15 protein-coding genes are annotated in these 19,355 nt (G+C 70.5%); 2 read left to right on the plus strand and 13 right to left on the minus strand.

Going from position 1 to position 19,355, the window contains the following annotated elements; translation table 11 throughout:
* Positions 1 to 4 precede the first annotated feature (4 nt).
* The 4 genes from AB0P41_RS16425 to AB0P41_RS16440 all read right to left on the minus strand — a co-directional run bounded on the left by AB0P41_RS16425 (position 5) and on the right by AB0P41_RS16440 (position 4,839).
* A complete protein-coding gene (locus tag AB0P41_RS16425) occupies positions 5 to 985 on the minus strand; it encodes an ABC transporter permease (RefSeq protein WP_356711325.1) in 981 nt (326 codons plus the stop codon).
* Positions 982 to 2,037 (minus strand): ABC transporter ATP-binding protein, encoded by a 1,056-nt coding sequence (locus AB0P41_RS16430; protein WP_356711327.1) that lies wholly within the window; start codon positions 2,035 to 2,037, stop codon positions 982 to 984. Before AB0P41_RS16430 ends, AB0P41_RS16425 begins: the two co-directional genes overlap by 4 nt.
* Before the next feature lie 19 nt (positions 2,038 to 2,056).
* Complete coding sequence (locus AB0P41_RS16435; RefSeq protein ID WP_356711329.1) at positions 2,057 to 3,736, minus strand: ABC transporter substrate-binding protein; 1,680 nt, start codon at positions 3,734 to 3,736, stop codon at positions 2,057 to 2,059.
* A gap of 128 nt (positions 3,737 to 3,864) precedes the next feature.
* Positions 3,865 to 4,839: a LacI family DNA-binding transcriptional regulator gene (locus AB0P41_RS16440; protein ID WP_365932587.1), complete on the minus strand. Its 975-nt coding sequence runs from the start codon at positions 4,837 to 4,839 to the stop codon at positions 3,865 to 3,867.
* Between the two features lie 290 nt (positions 4,840 to 5,129).
* On the opposite strand from AB0P41_RS16440, the gene AB0P41_RS16445 reads away from it, so the two are divergent.
* Complete coding sequence (locus AB0P41_RS16445) at positions 5,130 to 6,998, plus strand: ricin-type beta-trefoil lectin domain protein (RefSeq protein ID WP_365932589.1); 1,869 nt, start codon at positions 5,130 to 5,132, stop codon at positions 6,996 to 6,998.
* A gap of 72 nt (positions 6,999 to 7,070) precedes the next feature.
* Here AB0P41_RS16445 and cimA read toward each other — a convergent pair whose 3' ends face one another.
* The 9 genes from cimA to AB0P41_RS16490 all read right to left on the minus strand — a co-directional run bounded on the left by cimA (position 7,071) and on the right by AB0P41_RS16490 (position 16,782).
* Positions 7,071 to 8,678, minus strand: coding sequence for a citramalate synthase (gene cimA / locus AB0P41_RS16450; protein WP_356711335.1), 1,608 nt, complete (start codon positions 8,676 to 8,678; stop codon positions 7,071 to 7,073).
* Positions 8,679 to 8,956: 278 nt separating this feature from the next.
* Entirely contained in the window at positions 8,957 to 9,607 is a 651-nt protein-coding gene (locus AB0P41_RS16455) for a TetR/AcrR family transcriptional regulator (RefSeq protein WP_365932591.1), read from the minus strand.
* A gap of 4 nt (positions 9,608 to 9,611) precedes the next feature.
* Positions 9,612 to 10,628: an agmatine deiminase family protein gene (locus AB0P41_RS16460; RefSeq protein WP_356711339.1), complete on the minus strand. Its 1,017-nt coding sequence runs from the start codon at positions 10,626 to 10,628 to the stop codon at positions 9,612 to 9,614.
* Between the two features lie 9 nt (positions 10,629 to 10,637).
* Positions 10,638 to 12,320 (minus strand): urease subunit alpha, encoded by a 1,683-nt coding sequence (locus AB0P41_RS16465; protein WP_356711341.1) that lies wholly within the window; start codon positions 12,318 to 12,320, stop codon positions 10,638 to 10,640.
* The gene (gene ureA, locus AB0P41_RS16470) at positions 12,320 to 13,009 is read right to left on the minus strand and encodes an urease subunit gamma (protein ID WP_365932593.1); all 690 of its coding nucleotides are present in this window, start codon (positions 13,007 to 13,009) and stop codon (positions 12,320 to 12,322) included. The genes AB0P41_RS16465 and ureA overlap by 1 nt, the downstream gene beginning before the upstream one ends.
* A 233-nt stretch (positions 13,010 to 13,242) precedes the next feature.
* A complete protein-coding gene (locus AB0P41_RS16475) occupies positions 13,243 to 14,346 on the minus strand; it encodes a branched-chain amino acid aminotransferase (RefSeq protein WP_356711345.1) in 1,104 nt (367 codons plus the stop codon).
* Positions 14,347 to 14,640: 294 nt separating this feature from the next.
* Positions 14,641 to 15,684, minus strand: coding sequence for a 3-isopropylmalate dehydrogenase (locus tag AB0P41_RS16480; RefSeq protein ID WP_356711347.1), 1,044 nt, complete (start codon positions 15,682 to 15,684; stop codon positions 14,641 to 14,643).
* A 104-nt stretch (positions 15,685 to 15,788) separates the two neighbouring features.
* The gene (locus AB0P41_RS16485) at positions 15,789 to 15,917 is read right to left on the minus strand and encodes a hypothetical protein (protein WP_356711349.1); all 129 of its coding nucleotides are present in this window, start codon (positions 15,915 to 15,917) and stop codon (positions 15,789 to 15,791) included.
* Between the two features lie 265 nt (positions 15,918 to 16,182).
* Positions 16,183 to 16,782 (minus strand): TetR family transcriptional regulator, encoded by a 600-nt coding sequence (locus AB0P41_RS16490; RefSeq protein WP_356711351.1) that lies wholly within the window; start codon positions 16,780 to 16,782, stop codon positions 16,183 to 16,185.
* 191 nt (positions 16,783 to 16,973) lie between these two features.
* Here AB0P41_RS16490 and AB0P41_RS16495 point away from each other — a divergent pair, with 191 nt between their 5' ends.
* Entirely contained in the window at positions 16,974 to 19,265 is a 2,292-nt protein-coding gene (locus tag AB0P41_RS16495) for a glycoside hydrolase family 3 N-terminal domain-containing protein (protein WP_365932826.1), read from the plus strand.
* The last annotated feature ends 90 nt before the right edge of the window (positions 19,266 to 19,355 follow it).

Genomic DNA, 19,355 nt, shown 5'->3' on the forward strand with positions numbered 1-19,355 from the left:
GGCGTCACGCCTCCTTGCGGGTACGGGGGTCGAGGAGGGCGTAGGCCATGTCGGCCAGCAGGTTCGCGGCGAGGACGGAGAGCGTGATGATCAGGAAGACGCCCTGCATCAGCGGGTAGTCCTTGGCTCCGACGGCCTGGAACAGCTGGTAGCCGATGCCCGGGTAGGAGAAGACCATCTCGACCAGCAGGGTGCCGCCGACGATGAAGCCCAGCGAGAGGGCGAAGCCGGAGATGTTGGGCAGGACGGCGTTGCGCGCGGCGTAGGAGAACATCACGCGCCGCTCGGACAGCCCCTTGGCCTGCGCCACCATGACGTAGTCCTCGGAGGAGACGGTCACCATCATGTTGCGCATCCCGAGGATCCAGCCGGCGATGGCGCTGAGCACGATCGTCACCCCGGGGAGCACCCCGTGGTAGAGCGCGCTGGAGACGAACGGCCAGTCGAAGGCCGGGATCAGGGAGTTGTCGTACCCTCCGGCGGCCGGGAAGATCTGCCACTTCACCGCGAACAGGGCGATGGCGATCAGGCCGAGCCAGAAGTACGGGATGGCCGAGATGAAGGTGGTCACGGGCAGCAGCCCGTCCAGCCAGGAGCCGCGCCGCCAGCCGCTGTAGACGCCGATGCCGGTGCCGAGCAGGAAGCTGATCAGGGTGGTGATGCCGACCAGGGCGAGCGTCCAGGGCAGCGACTGGGAGATCACCTCGCCGACCGGCGTCGGGAAGAAGGTGAAGGACAGTCCGAGGTCGCCGTCGAGGAGATGCGACCAGTAGTCGGTGTACTGCGCCCAGATCGACTGGTTCTCGTCGAGACCGAACAGCGCCTTCAGCGAGGCGATGGCGGTGGTGTCGAGCTGCCCCTGGTAGCGGCTCATCAGGGCGTCGACAGGATCACCCGGCATCATGCGCGGGATCAGGAAGTTGATGGTGATGGCGGCCCACGCGGTGACCGCGTAGAAGGCGATCCGCTGGAGGATGTACTTCACTTCGCTGCTCCCTCGGCGGTCGTGCCGTCGTACAGCCAGCAGGCGGCCCACTGGCCGTCCGCCAGGTCGAAGCGGGGCGGCAGTTCGGTGCGGCAGCGCTCCATGGCCTTCGGGCAGCGGGGGTGGAAGCGGCAGCCGTCGGGCGGGGCGATCAGGGAGGGCGGTTCGCCGCTCCCGGTCTCCTCCTGCGCCCCCTCGTCCGCCACCCGGTCGGGGTCGGGCGCGGAGGCGATCAGCAGCTGGGTGTAGGGGTGCGCGGGGTGCTGGGTGACCTGCTCGCTGTCGCCGCCCTCGACGATGCGGCCCGCGTACATCACCAGGGTGGTGTCGGCGAAGTAGCGGGCGGACGCGATGTCGTGGGTGATGTAGAGGATCGCGAGGTGCAGGCGTTCCTTGAGGTCGCGCAGCAGGTTGAGGACGCCGAGCCGGATCGACACGTCGAGCATCGAGACCGGTTCGTCGGCGAGCAGCACCTGAGGGTCGGCGCCGAGCGCGCGCGCTATCGCGACGCGCTGGCGCTGCCCTCCGGACAGCTCGTGCGGGAACTTGTCGAGGAACTGGTGAGGAGGAGTCAGCTGGACGCGTTCCAGCAGGGCCGCCAGGTTCGTCTCCAGCTCCGCGTCCCCGCTCCCGGCCCGTCCGTGGATCTTCAGGGCGCGGGTCAGGTGGTAGCGCACGGTGTGCACCGGGTTGAGCGAGGCGAACGGGTCCTGGAAGATCAGCTGGACCTGCTTGACGTATCTGCGGAAGGACCGGCCACGCCCGGCCTTCACCGTCGTGCCGCCCAGCTGGATCTCGCCCGCGGTGAGCGGGTACAGCTGGGCGAGCAGCCGTGCGACGGTGGACTTTCCGGAGCCCGACTCCCCCACCAGGGCCGTGACGGTGCCGCGCCGGAGCTTCAGCGAGACGTCGTCGACGGCGTGGACGGTGCGGCGTCTGCGGGCGACGAGGTCGCCCGCCGTGCGCCGTACGGGGAAGTGCTTGGTGACTCCGCGTGCTTCGAGCACCACATCGGTCTCGGTGCGCACGTCTGCGGACTGTTCGGTGGTCATGGCCGGTTCTTCCCCGTGACTACTTGGCGGGCTTCAGGTTCAGCACGACTTCCAGCGCGTCCGGCTGGGTGTGCTGCGGGGCTGCGTACTGGTCCTTCTCGGTCGGCCAGCCCACCCAGTTCTTCGTGGAGTACTCGGCACCGATGGGGGCCGCGGCGGTCGGGATGAGCGGCGCCTGCTCGACCATGATCTTCTGGAGGGCGTTCATGGCCTTGGTGCGCGTGGGGTCGTCCGTGGCGTTGGCGTACTCCTTCAGGGCGGCGGTGGCCTCGGGGCTCTTGAAGCGGCCGAAGTTGCCGAGCTGGGAGGGCTTGCCGATGGGCTGGAGGATCGCCCCGTCCATGATGTTCTGGTACATGTCGTACGGAGTGGCGCCGCTGTTGGTCCAGTGCAGGGTGGCGTCGAAGTTGCCGGCGGCGACGTCGTTGGTCCAGGCCTCGGCGGTCTGCGTCTTGACCTTGGCCTCGATGCCGAGCTGCTTGATGTTGTCCTTGATGATCGAGAGCCCGGTGATGTAGTCGTTCCAGCCGGCCGGGTCGGTGAAGGTCAGCTCCACCGGCTTCCCGCTCGGGTCCTTGAGGACACCGCCGCTGAGCTGGAACCCGGCGTCCTTGAGGAGCGCCTTGGCGCCGTCGACGTCGGGCTTCGTGGTGGCGCTCCTGTACTCCGGGGCGAGGAACTTCTCGCCGGCGGGCAGGGGGATGCCGGTCGGGTTGGTGATCTCCGGGTAGAGGGTCGCCTGCGCCTGTACGTGGATCGCGTTGCGGTCGACGACCATGGCCATCGCCTTGCGCAGCGCCGGGTTGTCGAACGGCTTGCGGGCGGTGTTGAACCACAGGCCGTGGATGCCGAGCCCGGAGGGGAACCAGAGCTTGTGGTTCTTCGGGTCCTTGGCGACGTACAGCTGCTTGTAGTTCGGCATGAAGACGAACGACCACTCGAGCTTGCCGTTGGCCAGGGCCGTGGTCGCGGCGCTGTTGTCGTTGTACGTGCTGTAGCGCAGCTCCTTGACCTTGGTCTCGCCCTTCCAGTAGGTGGGCGTGGCGGTCAGGGTGGTGGTCTGCGGGGTGAAGGTCTTCAGCTTGTACGGGCCGGAGCCGACCGGGGTGCGGTTGGGCCAGGTCTCCGGGTTCTCGACCTTCTCCCAGATGTGCTTGGGCACGACGAACGTCGTGATGATCTTGTTCTGGTTGACGAACTGGGATTCCTTGAAGGTCAGGACGACCTTCTTGCCCTCGACGGTGATGCCGTCATACGGGATGCCGTTGCCGTTGAGTGCCGGGTGCTTCTTCAGCAGCTCGAAGGTGAACGCGACGTCCTCGGCGGTCAGCGGCTTGCCGTCGGCCCACTTGGCCCGCTCGTCCAGGGTGAAGGTGACCTTGGTGAAGTTGGCCTCCCAGTCCCACGCGGTCGCCAGCCACGGGTCCCCCTTGTCGGTGGGGCGGATCAGGTTCGTCATGACCAGCGGCTCGTAGATCATGAAGCGGTAGCCGAGGGTGGCGCCCGCCGACGTCGCGAGGAACGGGTTGCTGTTGTTCGTCTGCGGCCCGTCCGGCTTGCCGAGGGTCAGGACGCCGGACGCGCCGGCACCGCCTCCCTTGTTGGCACCCGAGTTGGCGGACGAGCAGCCGGCGGCGAGCGCGACCACGGCGGTGGCGGCTGAGAGCGCTCTCAGGGTGTGACGACGGCGTACGGACATGGCGACTCCAGGAGGACTGCGGGTCTGGGAGATCCGGCGGTGGTGGCAGCGCTGGACGCGCGGGGTGCGGGTGAGGCGGGTGCGGCTGGTTCGGGGATACGGACGGGTGACCGGCGGGACCGGGTCCGTTACGGCGCCGAGTGGCGCACGACCAGTTCGGTGGGCAGCACGACCGGTCCGTCCGGTACGGCGGTGCCGCCGAGGTGGGAGAGCAGCAGGCTCGCCGCCGCCTCGCCCATCTGCCGCGTGGGCTGATGCACGGTGGTCAGCGGTGGTTCGGTGTGCTCGGCCATCGGGATGTCGTCGAAGCCGACCACCGCGATGTCGTCGGGGACGCGGCGGCCGGCGGCTCTCAGGGCCCGCAGGACCCCGGCCGCGGAGATGTCGTTGTGGGCGAAGACGGAGTCGAACTCCGTGCCGGCCGCCAGGAGTTCCTCCACGGCGAGACGGCCACGGCGCTCGGTGAAGTCCCCGTCCACGACCAGCTCGGCGGGCAGGACCGAGCGGAAGCCCGCGAGCCGGTCCCGGACACAGCCGAAGTGGCGCGGGCCGGTGACGACCAGCGGTCTGGTGCGCCCTCCGTCCCGCAGATGGCGGGCGACGGACGCGCCTCCTTCGTGGTTGGTGGTCACGACGGAGGGGAATTCCGGGTGGTGGCCCCGGTCGTCGATCAGGACGATCGGCAGACCGGAGCGGTGCAGTGCGGTGAGCTGGTCGAGCGTGTTCTCCGGTTCGACGACGACGAGTCCGTCGAAGGCGCGTGCCGACACCTGGGTGGTGAAGCGCTCGACGGACCGCGCGCCCCGGGTGCACGTGAAGAGCAGGAGCCCGTAGTCGGCGGCCTCGACCGTGTCGACGATCCCCTGGAGCACCTCACCCATCCAGGGCCAGGTGAACGAGGGCACCAGCAGCCCGACCGTACGACTGCGTCCGCGTGCCAGCCCGACGGCGCCGGAGCTGGGTACGTAGCCGAGGTCCGCGATCACTTCACGAACGCGGGCGGCGGTCGAACCGTCCACTTCGCCCTTGAGGTTGATGACCCGCGAGACGGTCGTCTTGCTGACGCCGGCCTCACGGGCGACATCGGCGATGGTGACGCGCAACGGGGCCTCCAGGGACAAGGCAGGACAGGGGGTGGCACGGAATTCGGTACCGGTTCCGTAACCGGTACCGGAACCGGTACCGGCGTTGCGGCTGGAGTTAACCGCGCCGGAACAGGGTCGTCAATACTTCACACCGAGATTGGTCCGTACCGATGATCGAAGCAGGTCCAGGAGAGCTTCCGTTCATTTGTTGAACGAATGAAGCTCTTGACGCGAACACGTAAGAGCAGTTCACTCACGGCTCGTTCGACGGCAATTCCCCACGCCCCTGCCGAGAAAGGCAGCAGCCCATGATTCGGACAAGCAGAGCGGCGAGCGTCCTCGTCGCGACGGCGCTCGCGACCGCGGGACTGGCCGGGCTCTCCTCCGGCACCGCCCAGGCCGCGGGCGAGACCGTGAACATCGTGCTGACCACCACGGACGACTCCGGCGGCCGGCATGTCACCCGGGGTCTCCAGGCGCAGACGCCGGCCTCCTTCGGCGCCGGCAACGGCGGCTCCGGCACGAACATCACCGTCGACGAGAACACCCGCTACCAGACGTTCACCGGCGGCGGGGCCTCGTTCACGGATACCGCGGCCTGGCTGATGAAGGGCAGCGGCGCGCTGAGCCAGGCGACCCGCGACGAGACGATGAAGAAGCTCTTCTCCCCCACGGAGGGCATCGGGCTGTCGTTCGTACGCAATCCGATGGGCGGTTCGGACCTGGCGCGGTTCGGTTACACGTACGACGACCTGCCGGCCGGGCAGACCGACCCCGGCCTCACGAAGTTCTCGATCGCACACGATCTCCAGGACGTCCTGCCGCTCACCAAGCAGGCCCGGCAGCTCAACCCGGCGCTGACGACGGTCGCCTCCCCGTGGACGGCGCCGGCCTGGATGAAGGACAGCGGGCAGCTCAACGGCGGGTGGCTGAAGGCCGAGAACTACGGCACGTACGCCGACTACTTCGTGAAGTACCTCCAGGCGTGGAAGGACCAGGGCGTCCCGGTCGACTACGTCACCGCGCAGAACGAGCCGACCTGCTGCTCCGGCTATCCGTCGATGAGCTGGAACGGCTCGGGCCTCGCGTACTTCACCAAGAGCGAGCTGCTGCCGAAGCTTCAGGGCGCGGGGCTCCCCACCAAGGTGCTGGCCCACGACTGGAACTGGGACACCTACGACGCGTACGCCGCCCCGACGGTCGACGACGCGGCGGTGCGCAGCCACCCGAACTTCGGCGGGATCGCCTGGCACGGGTACGGCGGTGACATCGCCAAGCAGACCGCGGTGCACGACAAGTACCCCGGTCTGGACGCCTTCCAGACCGAGCACTCGGGCGGTACGTGGATCGCCGACCAGCAGCGCGAGGACATGCTGAACATCATCGACTACACCCGCAACTGGGCGAAGTCGGTGACCAAGTGGTCGCTGGCCGTGGACCAGAACCGCGGCCCGCACAACGGCGGCTGCGGCACCTGCGACGGGCTGGTCACGGTGCACAACGGGGACGGCAGGCACGGGCAGGTCGACTACACGGTCGAGTACTACACGATGGGCCACCTCACGAAGTACGTCCGGCCCGGCGCCTCCCGCATCGACTCCACCGCGAGCTCCGCCGTACCCAACGTGGCCTGGCGCAACCCGGACGGCTCCAAGGCCCTGATCGCCTACAACGGCTCCTCGTCGGCCCAGCAGCTCACGGTCAACTGGGGCGGGCAGAAGTTCACGTACTCCCTGCCCGGCCGCACCTCGGCGACTTTCACCTGGTCGGGAACCCAGTCGGGCTCCTCGGGCAGCAGCGGCGCCCTCGCGGGCACCGGCGGGAAGTGCCTGGACGCCACGGGCAGCACCGGAGCCGACGGCACCCCCGTCCAGATTTGGTCCTGCAACGGCGCGGCCAACCAGCGCTGGACGGTCAGCGGCGACGGAAGCATCACGGTGCTCGGCGCCTGCCTGGACGTCACCGGGGGCTCCACGGCGAACGGAGCAAAGGTCCAGCTGTACACCTGCAACGGGACGGGCGCGCAACGCTGGCGGTACGACGCCGGGACGGGGGACGTCGTCAACACGGCGGCGGACAAGTGCCTGGACGTGACCGACCAGTCCACGGCGAACGGCGCCCGCGTCCAGATCTGGACCTGCACGGGAGCCGCGAACCAGAAGTGGCGGCTCCGGTAACGGGCCCTGCTCCAGGCCCGCTCACACGCGTGCCGCCCGTCCCCGGCGGGGACGGGCGGCACGCGGGGTCGCTCAGTCGGTCGGCTCGACGCCCGCGCGCAGCAGGCCGTACGTGTACGCGTCCTCAAGGGCCTGCCAGGACGCGGCGATGACGTTCTCGGCCACGCCGACCGTCGCCCAGTCACCGGTTCCGTCACCCGTCGTGATCAGCACCCGGGTGGTGGATTCGGTGCCCGTGCGGCCTTCCAGGATGCGGACCTTGTAGTCGATCAGCTCCAGCTTGGCGAGCTGCGGGTAGATGCGTTCCAGGCCTACGCGGAGCGCCCGGTCCAGGGCGTTGACCGGGCCGTTGCCCTCGGCGGTGGCGACGATGCGCTCGCCCTTGGCCCAGAGCTTCACGGTCGCCTCGTTGGCGTGGGTGCCGTCGGGGCGGTCCTCGACGATGGCCCGCCAGGACTCGGTGCGGAAGTAGCGGCGGGGCCTGCCGTCGACCTCCGAACGCAGCAGCAGTTCGAAGGAGGCGTCGGCCGCCTCGTAGGTGTAGCCCTTGAGCTCCCGCTCCTTGACCCGCTCGACGACCCGCTGGACGAGTGCGCGGTCGCCTCCCAGGTCGATGCCGAGCTCCTTGCCCTTGAGCTCGATGGAGGCGCGGCCCGCCATGTCGGAGACCAGCATCCGCATGGTGTTGCCGACGCGCTCCGGGTCGATGTGCTGGTAGAGGTCGGGGTCGACCTTGATCGCGGAGGCGTGCAGCCCGGCCTTGTGCGCGAAGGCGGAGACACCGACGTACGGCTGGTGGGTGGAGGGCGTGAGGTTGACGACCTCGGCGATGGCGTGGGAGATGCGGGTCATCTCGGCGAGCGCGCCCTCGTGCAGGACGGTCTTGCCGTACTTGAGCTCCAGCGCGGCGACGACGGGGAAGAGGTTGGCGTTGCCGACCCGCTCTCCGTAGCCGTTGGCGGTGCACTGCACATGGGTGGCGCCGGCGTCGACGGCGGCCAGGGTGTTGGCGACCGCGCAGCCCGTGTCGTCCTGGGCGTGGATGCCGAGCCGGGCGCCGGTGTCGGCGAGGACGGTGGAGACGACGGCCTGGACCTGGGCGGGGAGCATCCCGCCGTTGGTGTCGCAGAGGATGACGACGTCGGCGCCGGCCTCGTGGGCGGTGCGCACGACCGCCTTGGCGTACTCCGGGTTCGCGCGGTAGCCGTCGAAGAAGTGCTCGCAGTCGACGAAGACCCGGCGGCCCTGCTCCCGGAGGTGGCTGACGGTGTCGCGGACCATCTCAAGGTTCTCGTCCAGGGTGGTGCGCAGGGCCAGTTCCACATGCCGGTCGTGCGACTTGGCGACCAGCGTGATCACCGGGGCGCCGGAGTCCAGGAGCGCCTGCACCTGCGGGTCCTCGGCTGCCTTGCCGCCGGCCCTGCGGGTGGCGCCGAAGGCGACGAGCTGGGCGTGCTCGAAGTCGATCTCCTGCTGGGCGCGGGCGAAGAACTCGGTGTCGCGGGGGTTCGCGCCGGGCCAGCCGCCCTCGATGAAGCCCACGCCGAAGTCGTCCAGATGCCGGGCAATGGTCAGCTTGTCCGCGACCGTCAGGTTGATGCCTTCACGCTGCGCACCGTCGCGCAGGGTGGTGTCGAAGACATGGAAGGCGTCGTCGGGGGCCGTGGCCTTGGTGGTCATGCTGATCTGACTCCTGTCGGGTGAGCGGATCCGGACGAATCGGCTCCACTTGCCCCCATCATCTCGCGTGCCTCGCCCCGGCCGTGGTGTGGGCCGGAAAACGAAAAAACCCCTCGCGGGTGCGAGAGGTCTGCGCGCGGGTCTGGGGCACGATGTCCGTTCCGTACGTGGTGGTACGGGACGGTCACTGCGGACCGGCGCGCCTGCTGCCGATAATCATGGCGAACGAGGACACGCCCGCAGTCTGGCACAGCGGCGCTCCCGCGTCCCGGCCCGTCTCAGGATGCGGGCGTGATGTCCGTCGCAGGCGCGGCCGGGCCGGGAGGCGTGAGCGTCTCGTCCGCATAGCCGCGCATCTGGTCCAGGACCTGCTCCCGCCCGGTACCGGGGATGCCCACGGTGACATGGACGCTGAAGCCGTCCAGCAGGGCCCGCAGGCGGGTGGCGGCCCGGTCGGTGTCGACGGCGCGGAACTCGCCGCGCGTGATGCCGTCGGCCAGCAGCTCCGTGAGGTCGCGGTGCCAGGCGTCCTCGATGGCGGCCTGCCGGGCGCGGGCGTCGTCGTCGGCGTCCTGCGAGCGGTTCCAGACCTCCAGCCAGAGCGTCCAGTGCGGGTCGCGGTGGCCGTCGGGGACGTACAGCGCGATGTAGGCGTCGAGCCGCTCGCGTGCGGTGCCTGGGCCGGTGAGCAGGGCCCGGCGCTCGGCGCCGAGCCGTGCCTCGCTCCACTCCAGTGTCTGGAGAAGCAGCTCGTCCTTGGTGCGGAAGTAGTAGAGGAGGTGGCCGCTGCTCATCCGCACCTCGCGGCCGAGCCCCGCCATGGTGAGGCCGTCGAGTCCGCGCTCGGCGACGGTGGCCATGACGGCGGCGAGCACGTCCTCCCGGGGCGGGGCGATGTTGCGACTGCGACGGCGCGGGGTACTGGGCACGGTTTCAGATCCTGGGCTGTTGCTGCGTGATGCAGTGGATGCCTCCACCACCGGCAAAGATCGTACGGGCGTCGACGGGTGTCACCGTACGGCCGGGGAAGAGGTCGCCGAAGACGGCCGCCGCTTCTTCGTCCCTCGGGTCGTCGAACGCGCAGAGGACCACTCCGCCGTTGCAGAGGTAGTGGTTGATGTAGGAGTAGTCCACCCACCCGCCCTCGTCGTCGGTGAGCGCCGTGGGCGCGAGGACCTCCACGACCTCCAGCCGGCGGCCCCGGGCGTCGGTCGCGGCCCGCAGGATCCGTACGGTCTCCCGGGTGACCGCGTGGTCCGGGTGGGAGGGGTCCGGCTGGACGTGGGCGACGACGACACCGGGGCGGGCGAAGGCGGCGACGATGTCGACATGGCCGAGGGTGCCGTACGTCCCGTAGTCCCCGGCCAGGCCCCGGGGCAGCCAGATCGCCTTCTCGGTGCCGAGGCGTGCGTGGATCTCGTCCTCGACGGCCTGCCGGGTCCAGCCGGGGTTGCGCTCCTTGCCGAGCTGGACGGTCTCGGTGAGCAGCACGGTGCCTTCGCCGTCCACGTGGATCGCGCCGCCCTCGTTGACCAGGGGCGAGCTGTGCACGGGGACGCCGGCGAGGTCGGCGACTGCCCGCGCGATGTGCCGGTCGTGCTCCCAGCGGGCCCACCCCTGCGCGCCCCAGCCGTTGAACGTCCAGTCCACGGCCGCGAGTTGCCGGCCGTCGGTGACGAACGTGGGGCCGATGTCGCGCATCCAGGCGTCGTCGAGAGGGCGTACGGCCGTCTCGATGTCCGGGCCGAGGAGCTCCCGGGCGCTGTCCTCCTGGCCCGGCCCGACGATCACGGTGACGGGTTCGAAGCGGCGTACGGCTCGGGCGACGCCGGCCCAGGCCCGGCGGGCCTCTTCGAGCTCGGCTCCGGTGGCGAAGGTGGGGTTGGGGCCCGGCCAGGCCATCCAGGTGCGCTCGTGGGGGGCCCACTCGGGCGGCATGCGGAAGGTCATGGCGGGTCCCTAGAGGAAGTAGAGGCGGTTGAGGGAGACGGAGTCGGCGGCCGGTGAGCGCAGCGGGTCGCCGTCGAGGGTGACCAGGCCGGTCTCGCCGTCGACTCCGACGTGGCCGGTACGGGAGTTGAGGCGCAGGTCCGCGGGGCCGATCCCGCGTGTGCCCCGGACCGCGACCCTGCGGCGGCGGGTGGGCATGAGGTCGGCGCCCAGCTGGGTGGCGGCCTCGGCGACGAAGGCGACGGAGAGGTCGGCGGCCGTGGCCCCGTAGGCGCCGAACTGCGGCCCCAGGACGAGGGGTTCACAGGTGTCCGTGGCCGCGTTGGGGTCGCCCGTGACTCCGTAGGCGGGGAAGCCGGACTTCAACACCAGCTGGGGCTTCGCGCCGAAGAACTCGGGGCGCCAGAGGACGATGTCGGCGAGCTTCCCCGGCTCGATGGAGCCGACCTCGTGCGACAGTCCGTGGGCGATGGCCGGGTTGACGGTGAGCTTGGCGATGTAGCGCAGCACCCGCGCGTTGTCGTCGCCGGGGCCGTCACCCTCCATCGGGCCGAGCTCGGCCTTCATCTTCGCGGCCATGGCGAAGGTGCGGCGTACGGTCTCGCCGGCCCGGCCCATGCCCTGCGCGTCGGAGGAGGTGATCCCGATGGCGCCCAGGTCGTGGAGCACGTCCTCGGCACCCATCGTGCCCGCCCTGATCCGGTCGCGGGCCATCGCCGCGTCGCCGGGGAGGTCGGTCTTGAGGTCGTGGACGGAGACGATCATCCCGTAGTGCTCGGCGACCGCGTCCCGGCCGAAGGGGAGCGTCGGGTTGGTGGAGGACCCGATGACGTTGGGGACCCCGGCCATCTTCAGCACGTTGGGCACGTGTCCGCCGCCGCAGCCCTCGATGTGGAAGGCGTGGATCGTGCGGCCTTCCAGCACGCTCAGGGTGTCCTCGACGGACAGGCACTCGTTCAGCCCGTCGCTGTGCAGGGCGACCTGGACGTCGTACTCCTCCGCGACCCGCAGCGCGGTGTCCAGGGCGCGGGTGTGGGCGCCCATGTCCTCGTGGACCTTGAAGCCGCAGGCGCCTCCCTCGGCGAGCGCCTCGACCAGCGGCGCCTCGTGGGAGGACGAACCCCGGCCCAGGAAGCCGATGTTGACGGGCCAGGCGTCGAAGGCGCTGAAGGCGTGGCGCAGGGCCCACGGGGAGTTGACGCCCACGCCCCAGACAGGGCCGAACTCCTGGCCGATGATCGTGGTGACGCCCGAGGCCAGGGACGCCTCCATGATCCGCGGGGAGAGCAGATGGACATGAGGGTCCACGGCGCCTGCCGTCGCGATCAGCCCCTCGCCGGAGACGATCGTCGTACCGGTGCCGACCACCACGTCGACCCCGTCGAGGGTGTCCGGGTTCCCGGCCCGTCCGATCGCGGCGATACGGCCCTCCCGGATGCCGATCGACACCTTCCGGATACCGAGCACGGCGTCGATGACCAGGACGTTGCTGATGACGACGTCACAGGTCTCCCGGACTGCGGCGGCCTTGAGGTGCAGGCCGTCGCGGGCCGTCTTGCCGAAGCCGGCGAGGAACTCGTCGCCCTGCTTCTGGGCGTCGGACTCCACGCGCACGGTCAGCCCGGAGTCACCGAGCCTGACCCGGTCCCCGGCGCGCGGTCCGTGCGCGGAGGCGTATGCGTACGGGTCCATCACTCCCCCTCCCCCGTTCCGAGGTAGCCGCAGGCGGCCGCTCTGCGCAGCGCCTCCTCCTTGGCGCCCGGCGCGTCCAGCGGTCCGTCGACGAGCCCGGCGAAGCCGATCGCGACCCGGTCGCCGCCGATCGGCACGAGGGCCGCCTCGGCGCTCTCCCCCGGACCGAAGCGGACCGAGGACCCGGCCGGCACGCACAGCCGCATCCCGTACGCCGCCGCCCGGTCGAAGTCGAGCCGGGGGTTGGCCTCGAAGAAGTGGAAGTGGGACGTGACACTGACCGGGACCGTCGCGGTGTTACGGACGGCGATCCGCACGGCGGGCTCCGGCTCGGGCGTCGTGGGCCCCGGGAGGAGCGCGCCGGGGGCGTCGTCGCCGAGCGTCCCGCCGTCGAGGGGATCGCTGACGACGGCGAGCCGGGAACCGTCGTCGAACACGGCCTCCACCTGCACCTCGGTGACCACGTCTGCCACGCCAGGCAGTACGTCGTCCGGCCCCAGCACGGCGCGGGCGGCCTCGATCGCCTCGGCCAGCCTCCGTCCGTCCCTGGCCGCCTCGCAGACGGTGTCCGCGATCAGAGCGGTCGCTTCGGGGACGTTGAGCCGCAGACCACGGGCGCGCCGGGCCCTGGCCAGCTCGGCCGCGCCGAAGAGCAGCAACCGGTCACGTTCGGTCGGGGTCAGTCGCACGTCACGGCACCTCCTGGTTGGAGCAGCACTCTAACCAGCCTTTGAGCAACACTCAAACCCCCCGTCCCCCGACCCCCGCCCCCCTCGCTCCGCTCCGCCGCTCGTTGGGAAGTAACGGACGGAGGAAACGGACAGAAGCACCCGCGATCGGTCCGCAACTTCCCAACGACCTGCACCACGACGAAGGCCGCGACCCGGGGTGGGGGCGCGGCCTTCGGGGGTACGGCGGGTGGCTAGCCGAGCTTGTGCATCCAGCCGTGGGTGTCCTCGGCGGTGCCGCGCTGGATGTCCAGCAGGCGGTCCCGCAGCTTCATGGTGACCTCGCCGGGGGTGCCGTCGCCCTGGGTCCACTCGCCGCCCGCGGACTTCACGGTGCCGACGGGCGTGATGACGGCTGCGGTGCCGCAGGCGAAGACCTCGGTGAGGGTGCCGTTCTCGGTGTCCGCGCGCCACTGGTCGATGGAGACGCGGGCTTCCTCGGAGGCGTAACCGAGGTCACGGGCGACGGTGAGGAGGGAGTCGCGGGTGATCCCGGCGAGCAGCGAACCGGTGAGGGAGGGGGTGACGATCCGCTTGCCGCCGTCCTCCTGCCCGTAGACGAAGTAGAGGTTCATGCCGCCGAGCTCCTCGACCCACTTGTGCTCGACCGCGTCGAGGTACGCGACCTGGTCGCAGCCCTGCTCCGCCGCCTCGGCCTGGGCGAGGAGGGAGGCGGCGTAGTTGCCGCCGGTCTTCGCGTCGCCCACGCCGCCGGGAACGGCGCGCACCCGGTCCTGGGAGAGCCAGATCGAGACCGGCTGCACGCCGCCGGGGAAGTAGGCGCCGGCGGGAGAGGCGATGACGACGAAGAGGTACTCGTTGGCCGGGCGGACCCCGAGCCCCACCTCGGCGGCGATCATGAACGGGCGCAGGTAGAGGGACTCCTCGCCACCGTGCGGCGGGACCCATGCCTGGTCCTGCTGGACCAGGACGTCACAGGCTTCGATGAAGGTCTCGACGGGCAGTTCCGGCATCGCCATGCGGGCGGCGGACCGCTGGAAGCGGGCGGCGTTGGCCTCGGGCCGGAAGGTGGCGACCGAGCCGTCGGGCTGCCGGTAGGCCTTGAGTCCCTCGAAGATCTCCTGCCCGTAGTGCAGGGTCATGTTGGCCGGGTCGAGCGACAGCGGGCCGTACGGCACGAGCTGCGCGTCGTGCCAGCCGCGGCCCTCGGTCCAGCTGATCGTCACCATGTGGTCGGTGAAGTGCCGGCCGAACCCGGGGTTGGCCATCGCCGCCTCGCGCTCCGCGTCGGACAGCGGGTGCGAGGAGGGCTTGAGCTCGATCGTGGGCGTCGTCATGAGTGCGTGTCCTTCACCGGTCTTGTGTGTGATGGACCGCGCTCACGCCCGATCCCGCCCGGCGGCGGCCGGGCAGGTTGTAGGACGTCCGAGCTCTACCGCGTGCCGCGGTCCCGCGTTCGATTATCTCCCGGGGGCGGCTGTGCACGAAATGATGTGATTGCGGTGAAGCTCACGGTGACGTTCACGCGACGCGAAAACGCGGTCCTGGGGTCGATGGTGGCACCCGGGGACCGCGAGAAGAAGCCGCCGGGTGCGGTTGCGACCCGGCGGCTTCGAAGTGGAGTCGTCGGGTCAGCTCGCTACGCGTACCGCGAGCGCGTCGCCGATCTCGTCGGTGGTACGTGCGTTCTTTCCGTCACGCTCCGCGAGGTCGGCGGAGACGGCCTCCTCGATGCGCACGGCCTCGGCCTCGTAGCCGAGGTGGCGCAGCAGGAGGGCGACGGAGAGGATCGTGGCCGTCGGGTCGGCCTTGCCCTGGCCCGCGATGTCGGGCGCGGTGCCGTGCACCGGCTCGAACATGGACGGGAAGGCGCCCGTCGGGTTGATGTTGCCGGACGCGGCCAGGCCGATGCCGCCGGTCACGGCTGCGGCCAGGTCGGTGAGGATGTCGCCGAAGAGGTTGTCGGTGACGATGACGTCGAAGCGCTCCGGCTGGGTGACGAAGAAGATCGTCGCGGCGTCGACGTGCAGGTAGTCGGTGGTGACCTCGGGGAACTCGGCCGCGACCTTGTCGAAGGTGTTCTTCCACAGGTGGCCGGCGTGCACGAGGACGTTGTTCTTGTGGACCAGCGTCAGCTTCTTGCGCGGGCGGGCCGCGGCACGCGCGAAGGCGTCACGCACGACGCGCTCGACGCCGTAGGCGGTGTTGACGCTGACCTCGGTGGCGACCTCGTGCTCCGTGCCCGTGCGCAGGGAACCGCCGTTGCCCGTGTACGGGCCCTCGGTGCCCTCGCGGACGACGACGAAGTCGATCTCGGGGCGGCCCGCCAGCGGGGTGGCGGTGTTCGGGAAGAGCTTCGACGGCCGCAGGTTGATGAAGTGGTCGAAGGCGAAGCGGAGCTTCAGCAGCAGTCCACGCTCCAGCACGCCCGACGGCACGGACGGGTCGCCGATGGCGCCGAGCAGGATGGCGTCGTGGCCCTTGAGGGCCTCGAGCTCCGCGTCGGGAAGGGTCTCACCGGTGCGGTGCCATCGCTGGGCGCCGAGGTCGTACTCCTTGGTCTCCAGCTTCACATCCTGCGGGAGAACAGCGTTGAGAACCTTGAGGCCCTGGGTGACGACCTCCTGGCCGATACCGTCGCCGGGGATCACTGCGAGATCGATGCTGCGAGACATACAGGCACCCTAGCTTCCGTCCCACCCCATGACATTCGGCGTCCATGATGCGGACAGCGGGTGTCCCGTGCGAGGGACGGACGCCACGGGGCGGGACCAGGACCTCAGTGGCCGGTCGACCCGCCGTTGTCCCGGCGGTCGAGGGCACGCTGCAGGGCGGCGGCGGCGTTCTTGCGCTCCGACTCGGCGGAGCGGGTGCTGTGACGGACGCGGCGGACAGTGGTCTCGGCCATGAGGGATCGACTCCTTGAGATCGCGTGGATTTCGAGATCGGGACTTCGCACGACGGATATCGAGATCGGGATTTCGAGGCGCCGGCAGGGCGGGGAGCTGCCGCAGGGATTGCCTGCTCGGGGCACGCTCACACACGCCGGTCGCTGGATCAGCGATTCGTTCGGCTTCTACAAAGCTAGGACAGCTCGGGCCATCTGTCTCTACAGATACTCGGACTTCCTACTATCTGAGACGGCGGCGCCCGCCGGACCGCGCGGCCGGGCCTCAGAACTCCACGGTGAGCTGCGCCTCGATGTGCGCGCGCAGGACGCCCGCCATGTCCGTGGCGCAGTCGCTGAGCAGCCACTGCACCTGGAGCCCGTCCATCAGCGCGATCAGCTGCCGGCCCGCCGCGGCCGGGGCGATGCCGGGCCGCAACGCGCCTTCCAGGCGCACCTGCTCGTAGGTGAGCTGTGCGCCCGCGACCGAGTTCTCGTATCGGCGGACGAAGTAGCGGTGGGCGGGGTGGTCGGCGGCCGTCGCCTCGGTGGAGACCACCGAGAAGAGTTCGACGATCCCGCGCCGCCCGGCGTTCCGCTCGGCCAGCTCGGTGAAGCGCCGCAGTCTTTCCACGCCGGTGGTGCCGCCGAGCGAGAGCCATACGTCGTCCACCTCGTCACGGTGTTCCAGCACGGCGAGCAGCAGCGCCTCCTTGGTCGGGAAGTGATGCAGCAGGCCGGTGTGCGAGATTCCGCTGCGGGCCGCGATCACCCGCAGCGACGCCCCCCGGTAACCCGCCTCGCCGAACAGGGCCATGGCCTGATCGAGGATCTCGCGCCGCTTGGCGCGGCCCTTCGCGTAGCCGCGCGGTGCTTCGGCCGGCACTCGCCACTCTCCCGGTCCGCCGGCCATCGGTCAGGCCGGCTCTTCGGTCCGTCGGACACTCACGCGACCGATCGGACACCCATTCAACCGCCCACAGGTCCGGCCCCGGAGATTGGACCCCGGAGATACTTACCAGGTGGTCGGTATTGACTCTATGGTGAAGGCGAACCATGTCGCGAAAGGACCCCCCGGTGGCCCCCTCCCTGCCCTATCTCGACCCCGCTCTCCCCGTCGCCGAGCGGGTCGACGACCTCCTCGGCCGCATGACCCTGGCCGAGAAGACCGGTCAGATGCTCCAGCTCAACGCCAAGGACGGGGTACGTCACCTCATCGAGGACCTGCACGCCGGCTCGATCCTCCACGCCTCCCCCGAGCGTGTCCTCGAAGCCGCGGCGGTGAACGGGCGGACCCGGCTGCGCATCCCTCTGCTCGTCGCGGAGGACTGCATCCACGGCCACTCCTTCTGGGAGGGGGCCACGATCTATCCCACGCAACTGGGGCTGGCGGCCACCTGGGACCCGGAGCTCGTGGAGCGCGTCGCGAGGGCGACCGCCGTCGAGGTCGCGGCGACGGGCGTCCACTGGACGTTCTCGCCGGTGCTCTGCATCACGAGGGACCTGCGCTGGGGCCGGGTCAGCGAGACCTTCGGCGAGGACCCCTTCCTGATCGGCGAGCTGGCCTCGGCCATGGTCCGCGGTTACCAGGGCGAGGGGCTGAGCGACCCGACGGCGGTGCTGGCCTGCGCCAAGCACTTCGCGGGGTACTCCGAGACGCAGGGCGGCCGTGACGCCAGCGAGGCCGACATCTCCCGGCGCAAGCTGCGGTCCTGGTTCCTCCCGCCGTTCGAGCGGGTGGCCCGCGAGGGCTGCCGTACGTTCATGCTCGGCTACCAGTCCATGGACGGGGTGCCGATCACCGTCAACGACTGGCTGCTGAGCGAGGTGCTGCGCGGCGAGTGGGGCTACACCGGCACGCTGGTCACCGACTGGGACAACGTCGGCCGCATGGTGTGGGAGCAGAAGATCTACGCCGACCACACCCAGGCCGCCGCGGCGGCGGTCCGGGCGGGCAACGACATGGTGATGACCACCCCCCAGTTCTTCGAGGGCGCGCAGAGCGCGGTCGCCGAAGGCAGCCTGGACGAGGCGGAGATCGACGCGGCGGTGCGGCGTGTCCTGACCCTGAAGTTCGAGCTCGGCCTCTTCGAGAACCCCCGCCACCCCGACGCCGCCCGGCAGGCCGCCGTCATCGGCAGCGCCGGGCACGCCGCGCTGAATCTGGAGGCGGCGCGCCGCTCGCTGGTCCTGCTCACCAACGACGGCACCCTGCCGCTGGCCGGCGGTCTCACGGCCGGCCAGGACGGACGTGCCGTCGCGGGAGCCGGCTCCGCGCCGCGTACGGTCGCCGTGATCGGCCCCAACGCCGATGACGCGCAGACCCAGCTGGGCGACTGGGCGGGCTCCTCCGGCCAGGCGGACTGGCTGCCGGACGGTCACCCCCGCGCCATGATCCGTACGGTCCTCGACGGCTTCCGCGAGCACGTCCCGGACAGCTGGCACGTCACCTACGCCCGGGGGGCCGAGATCCTCTCCGTGGGGCCCGACCCCGAAGGGGCGTACTTCCCGGACGGGCAGCCCCGCCCGGACGTGGTCGTCCCCGCGGAGCCCTCCGAGACCCTGATCGCCGAGGCCGTCGCCGCTGCCGAGGCCGCCGACCACGTCGTCGCGGTGGTGGGCGACCGCATCGAACTGGTCGGCGAGGGGCGCTCGACCGCGACCCTGGAACTCGTCGGCGGCCAGGTGGCGCTGCTCGACGCCCTCGCCGCGACCGGCAAGCCGCTGGTCGTCGTGGTCATCAGCTCGAAGCCCCTGGTGCTGCCGCCGTCCGCGCTGGGCGCGGCGGCGATCCTGCACGCCTTCAACCCGGGCATGCAGGGCGGCCGTGCGGTGGCGGAGGTGCTGCTGGGCCTCGTCGAGCCGTCGGGCCGGCTGCCGGTCTCCTTCGCCCGGCACGCGGGGCAGCAGCCGACGTACTACAACCAGATCCGCGGCCAGCACGGCTCCCGGTACGCCGATCTGACGCAGCGTCCCGCCTTCGTGTTCGGCGAGGGCCTGAGCTACACGACCGTCGCGTACTCCGGTCTCGAGGTGCTCACCGCGAGCGTCGGGGAGAGCGACACGCTGCGGGCCCGCGTCATTCTGCGCAACACGGGTGAGCGGCCGGCCCTGGAGACCGTGCAGGCGTACATCAGCGACATGGTGACGTCCGTGACCTGGGCCGAGAAGGAGCTCAAGGCCTACCGGCAGGTGACGCTGGCGCCGGGAGAGGAGCGCGAGGTGCTGCTGGAACTGCCCGTCTCCGAGTGCACCCTCGTGGACGCCGCCGGCCGGCGCGTCGTCGAGCCCGGCGCCTTCGAGCTGCTCGTCGGTCCGTCCTCGTCGGACGACGCCCTCCTGCGGGCGGGCTTCACCGTCAAGGGCTGAGGTTTCACCGTGCGGGGGCGAAACGGCCCCTGACATGGAAACCGCCTCCCGGCCGGCGGGGGGAGCCGGTCGGGAGGCGGAGTGCGGGGG

It is taken from the genome of Streptomyces sp. NPDC079167 (assembly GCF_040686735.1).
GTDB lineage: Bacteria > Actinomycetota > Actinomycetes > Streptomycetales > Streptomycetaceae > Streptomyces.

Coding starts and splice junctions, on each gene's coding strand:
- AB0P41_RS16430 (WP_356711327.1), bottom strand. CDS start 2,037: ATGACCACCGAACAGTCCGCAGACGTGCGCACCGAGACCGATGTGGTG.
- AB0P41_RS16435 (WP_356711329.1), bottom strand. CDS start 3,736: ATGTCCGTACGCCGTCGTCACACCCTGAGAGCGCTCTCAGCCGCCACC.
- AB0P41_RS16445 (WP_365932589.1), top strand. CDS start 5,130: ATGATTCGGACAAGCAGAGCGGCGAGCGTCCTCGTCGCGACGGCGCTC.
- cimA (WP_356711335.1), bottom strand. CDS start 8,678: ATGACCACCAAGGCCACGGCCCCCGACGACGCCTTCCATGTCTTCGAC.
- AB0P41_RS16460 (WP_356711339.1), bottom strand. CDS start 10,628: ATGACCTTCCGCATGCCGCCCGAGTGGGCCCCCCACGAGCGCACCTGG.
- AB0P41_RS16465 (WP_356711341.1), bottom strand. CDS start 12,320: ATGGACCCGTACGCATACGCCTCCGCGCACGGACCGCGCGCCGGGGAC.
- AB0P41_RS16475 (WP_356711345.1), bottom strand. CDS start 14,346: ATGACGACGCCCACGATCGAGCTCAAGCCCTCCTCGCACCCGCTGTCC.
- AB0P41_RS16480 (WP_356711347.1), bottom strand. CDS start 15,684: ATGTCTCGCAGCATCGATCTCGCAGTGATCCCCGGCGACGGTATCGGC.
- AB0P41_RS16485 (WP_356711349.1), bottom strand. CDS start 15,917: ATGGCCGAGACCACTGTCCGCCGCGTCCGTCACAGCACCCGCTCCGCC.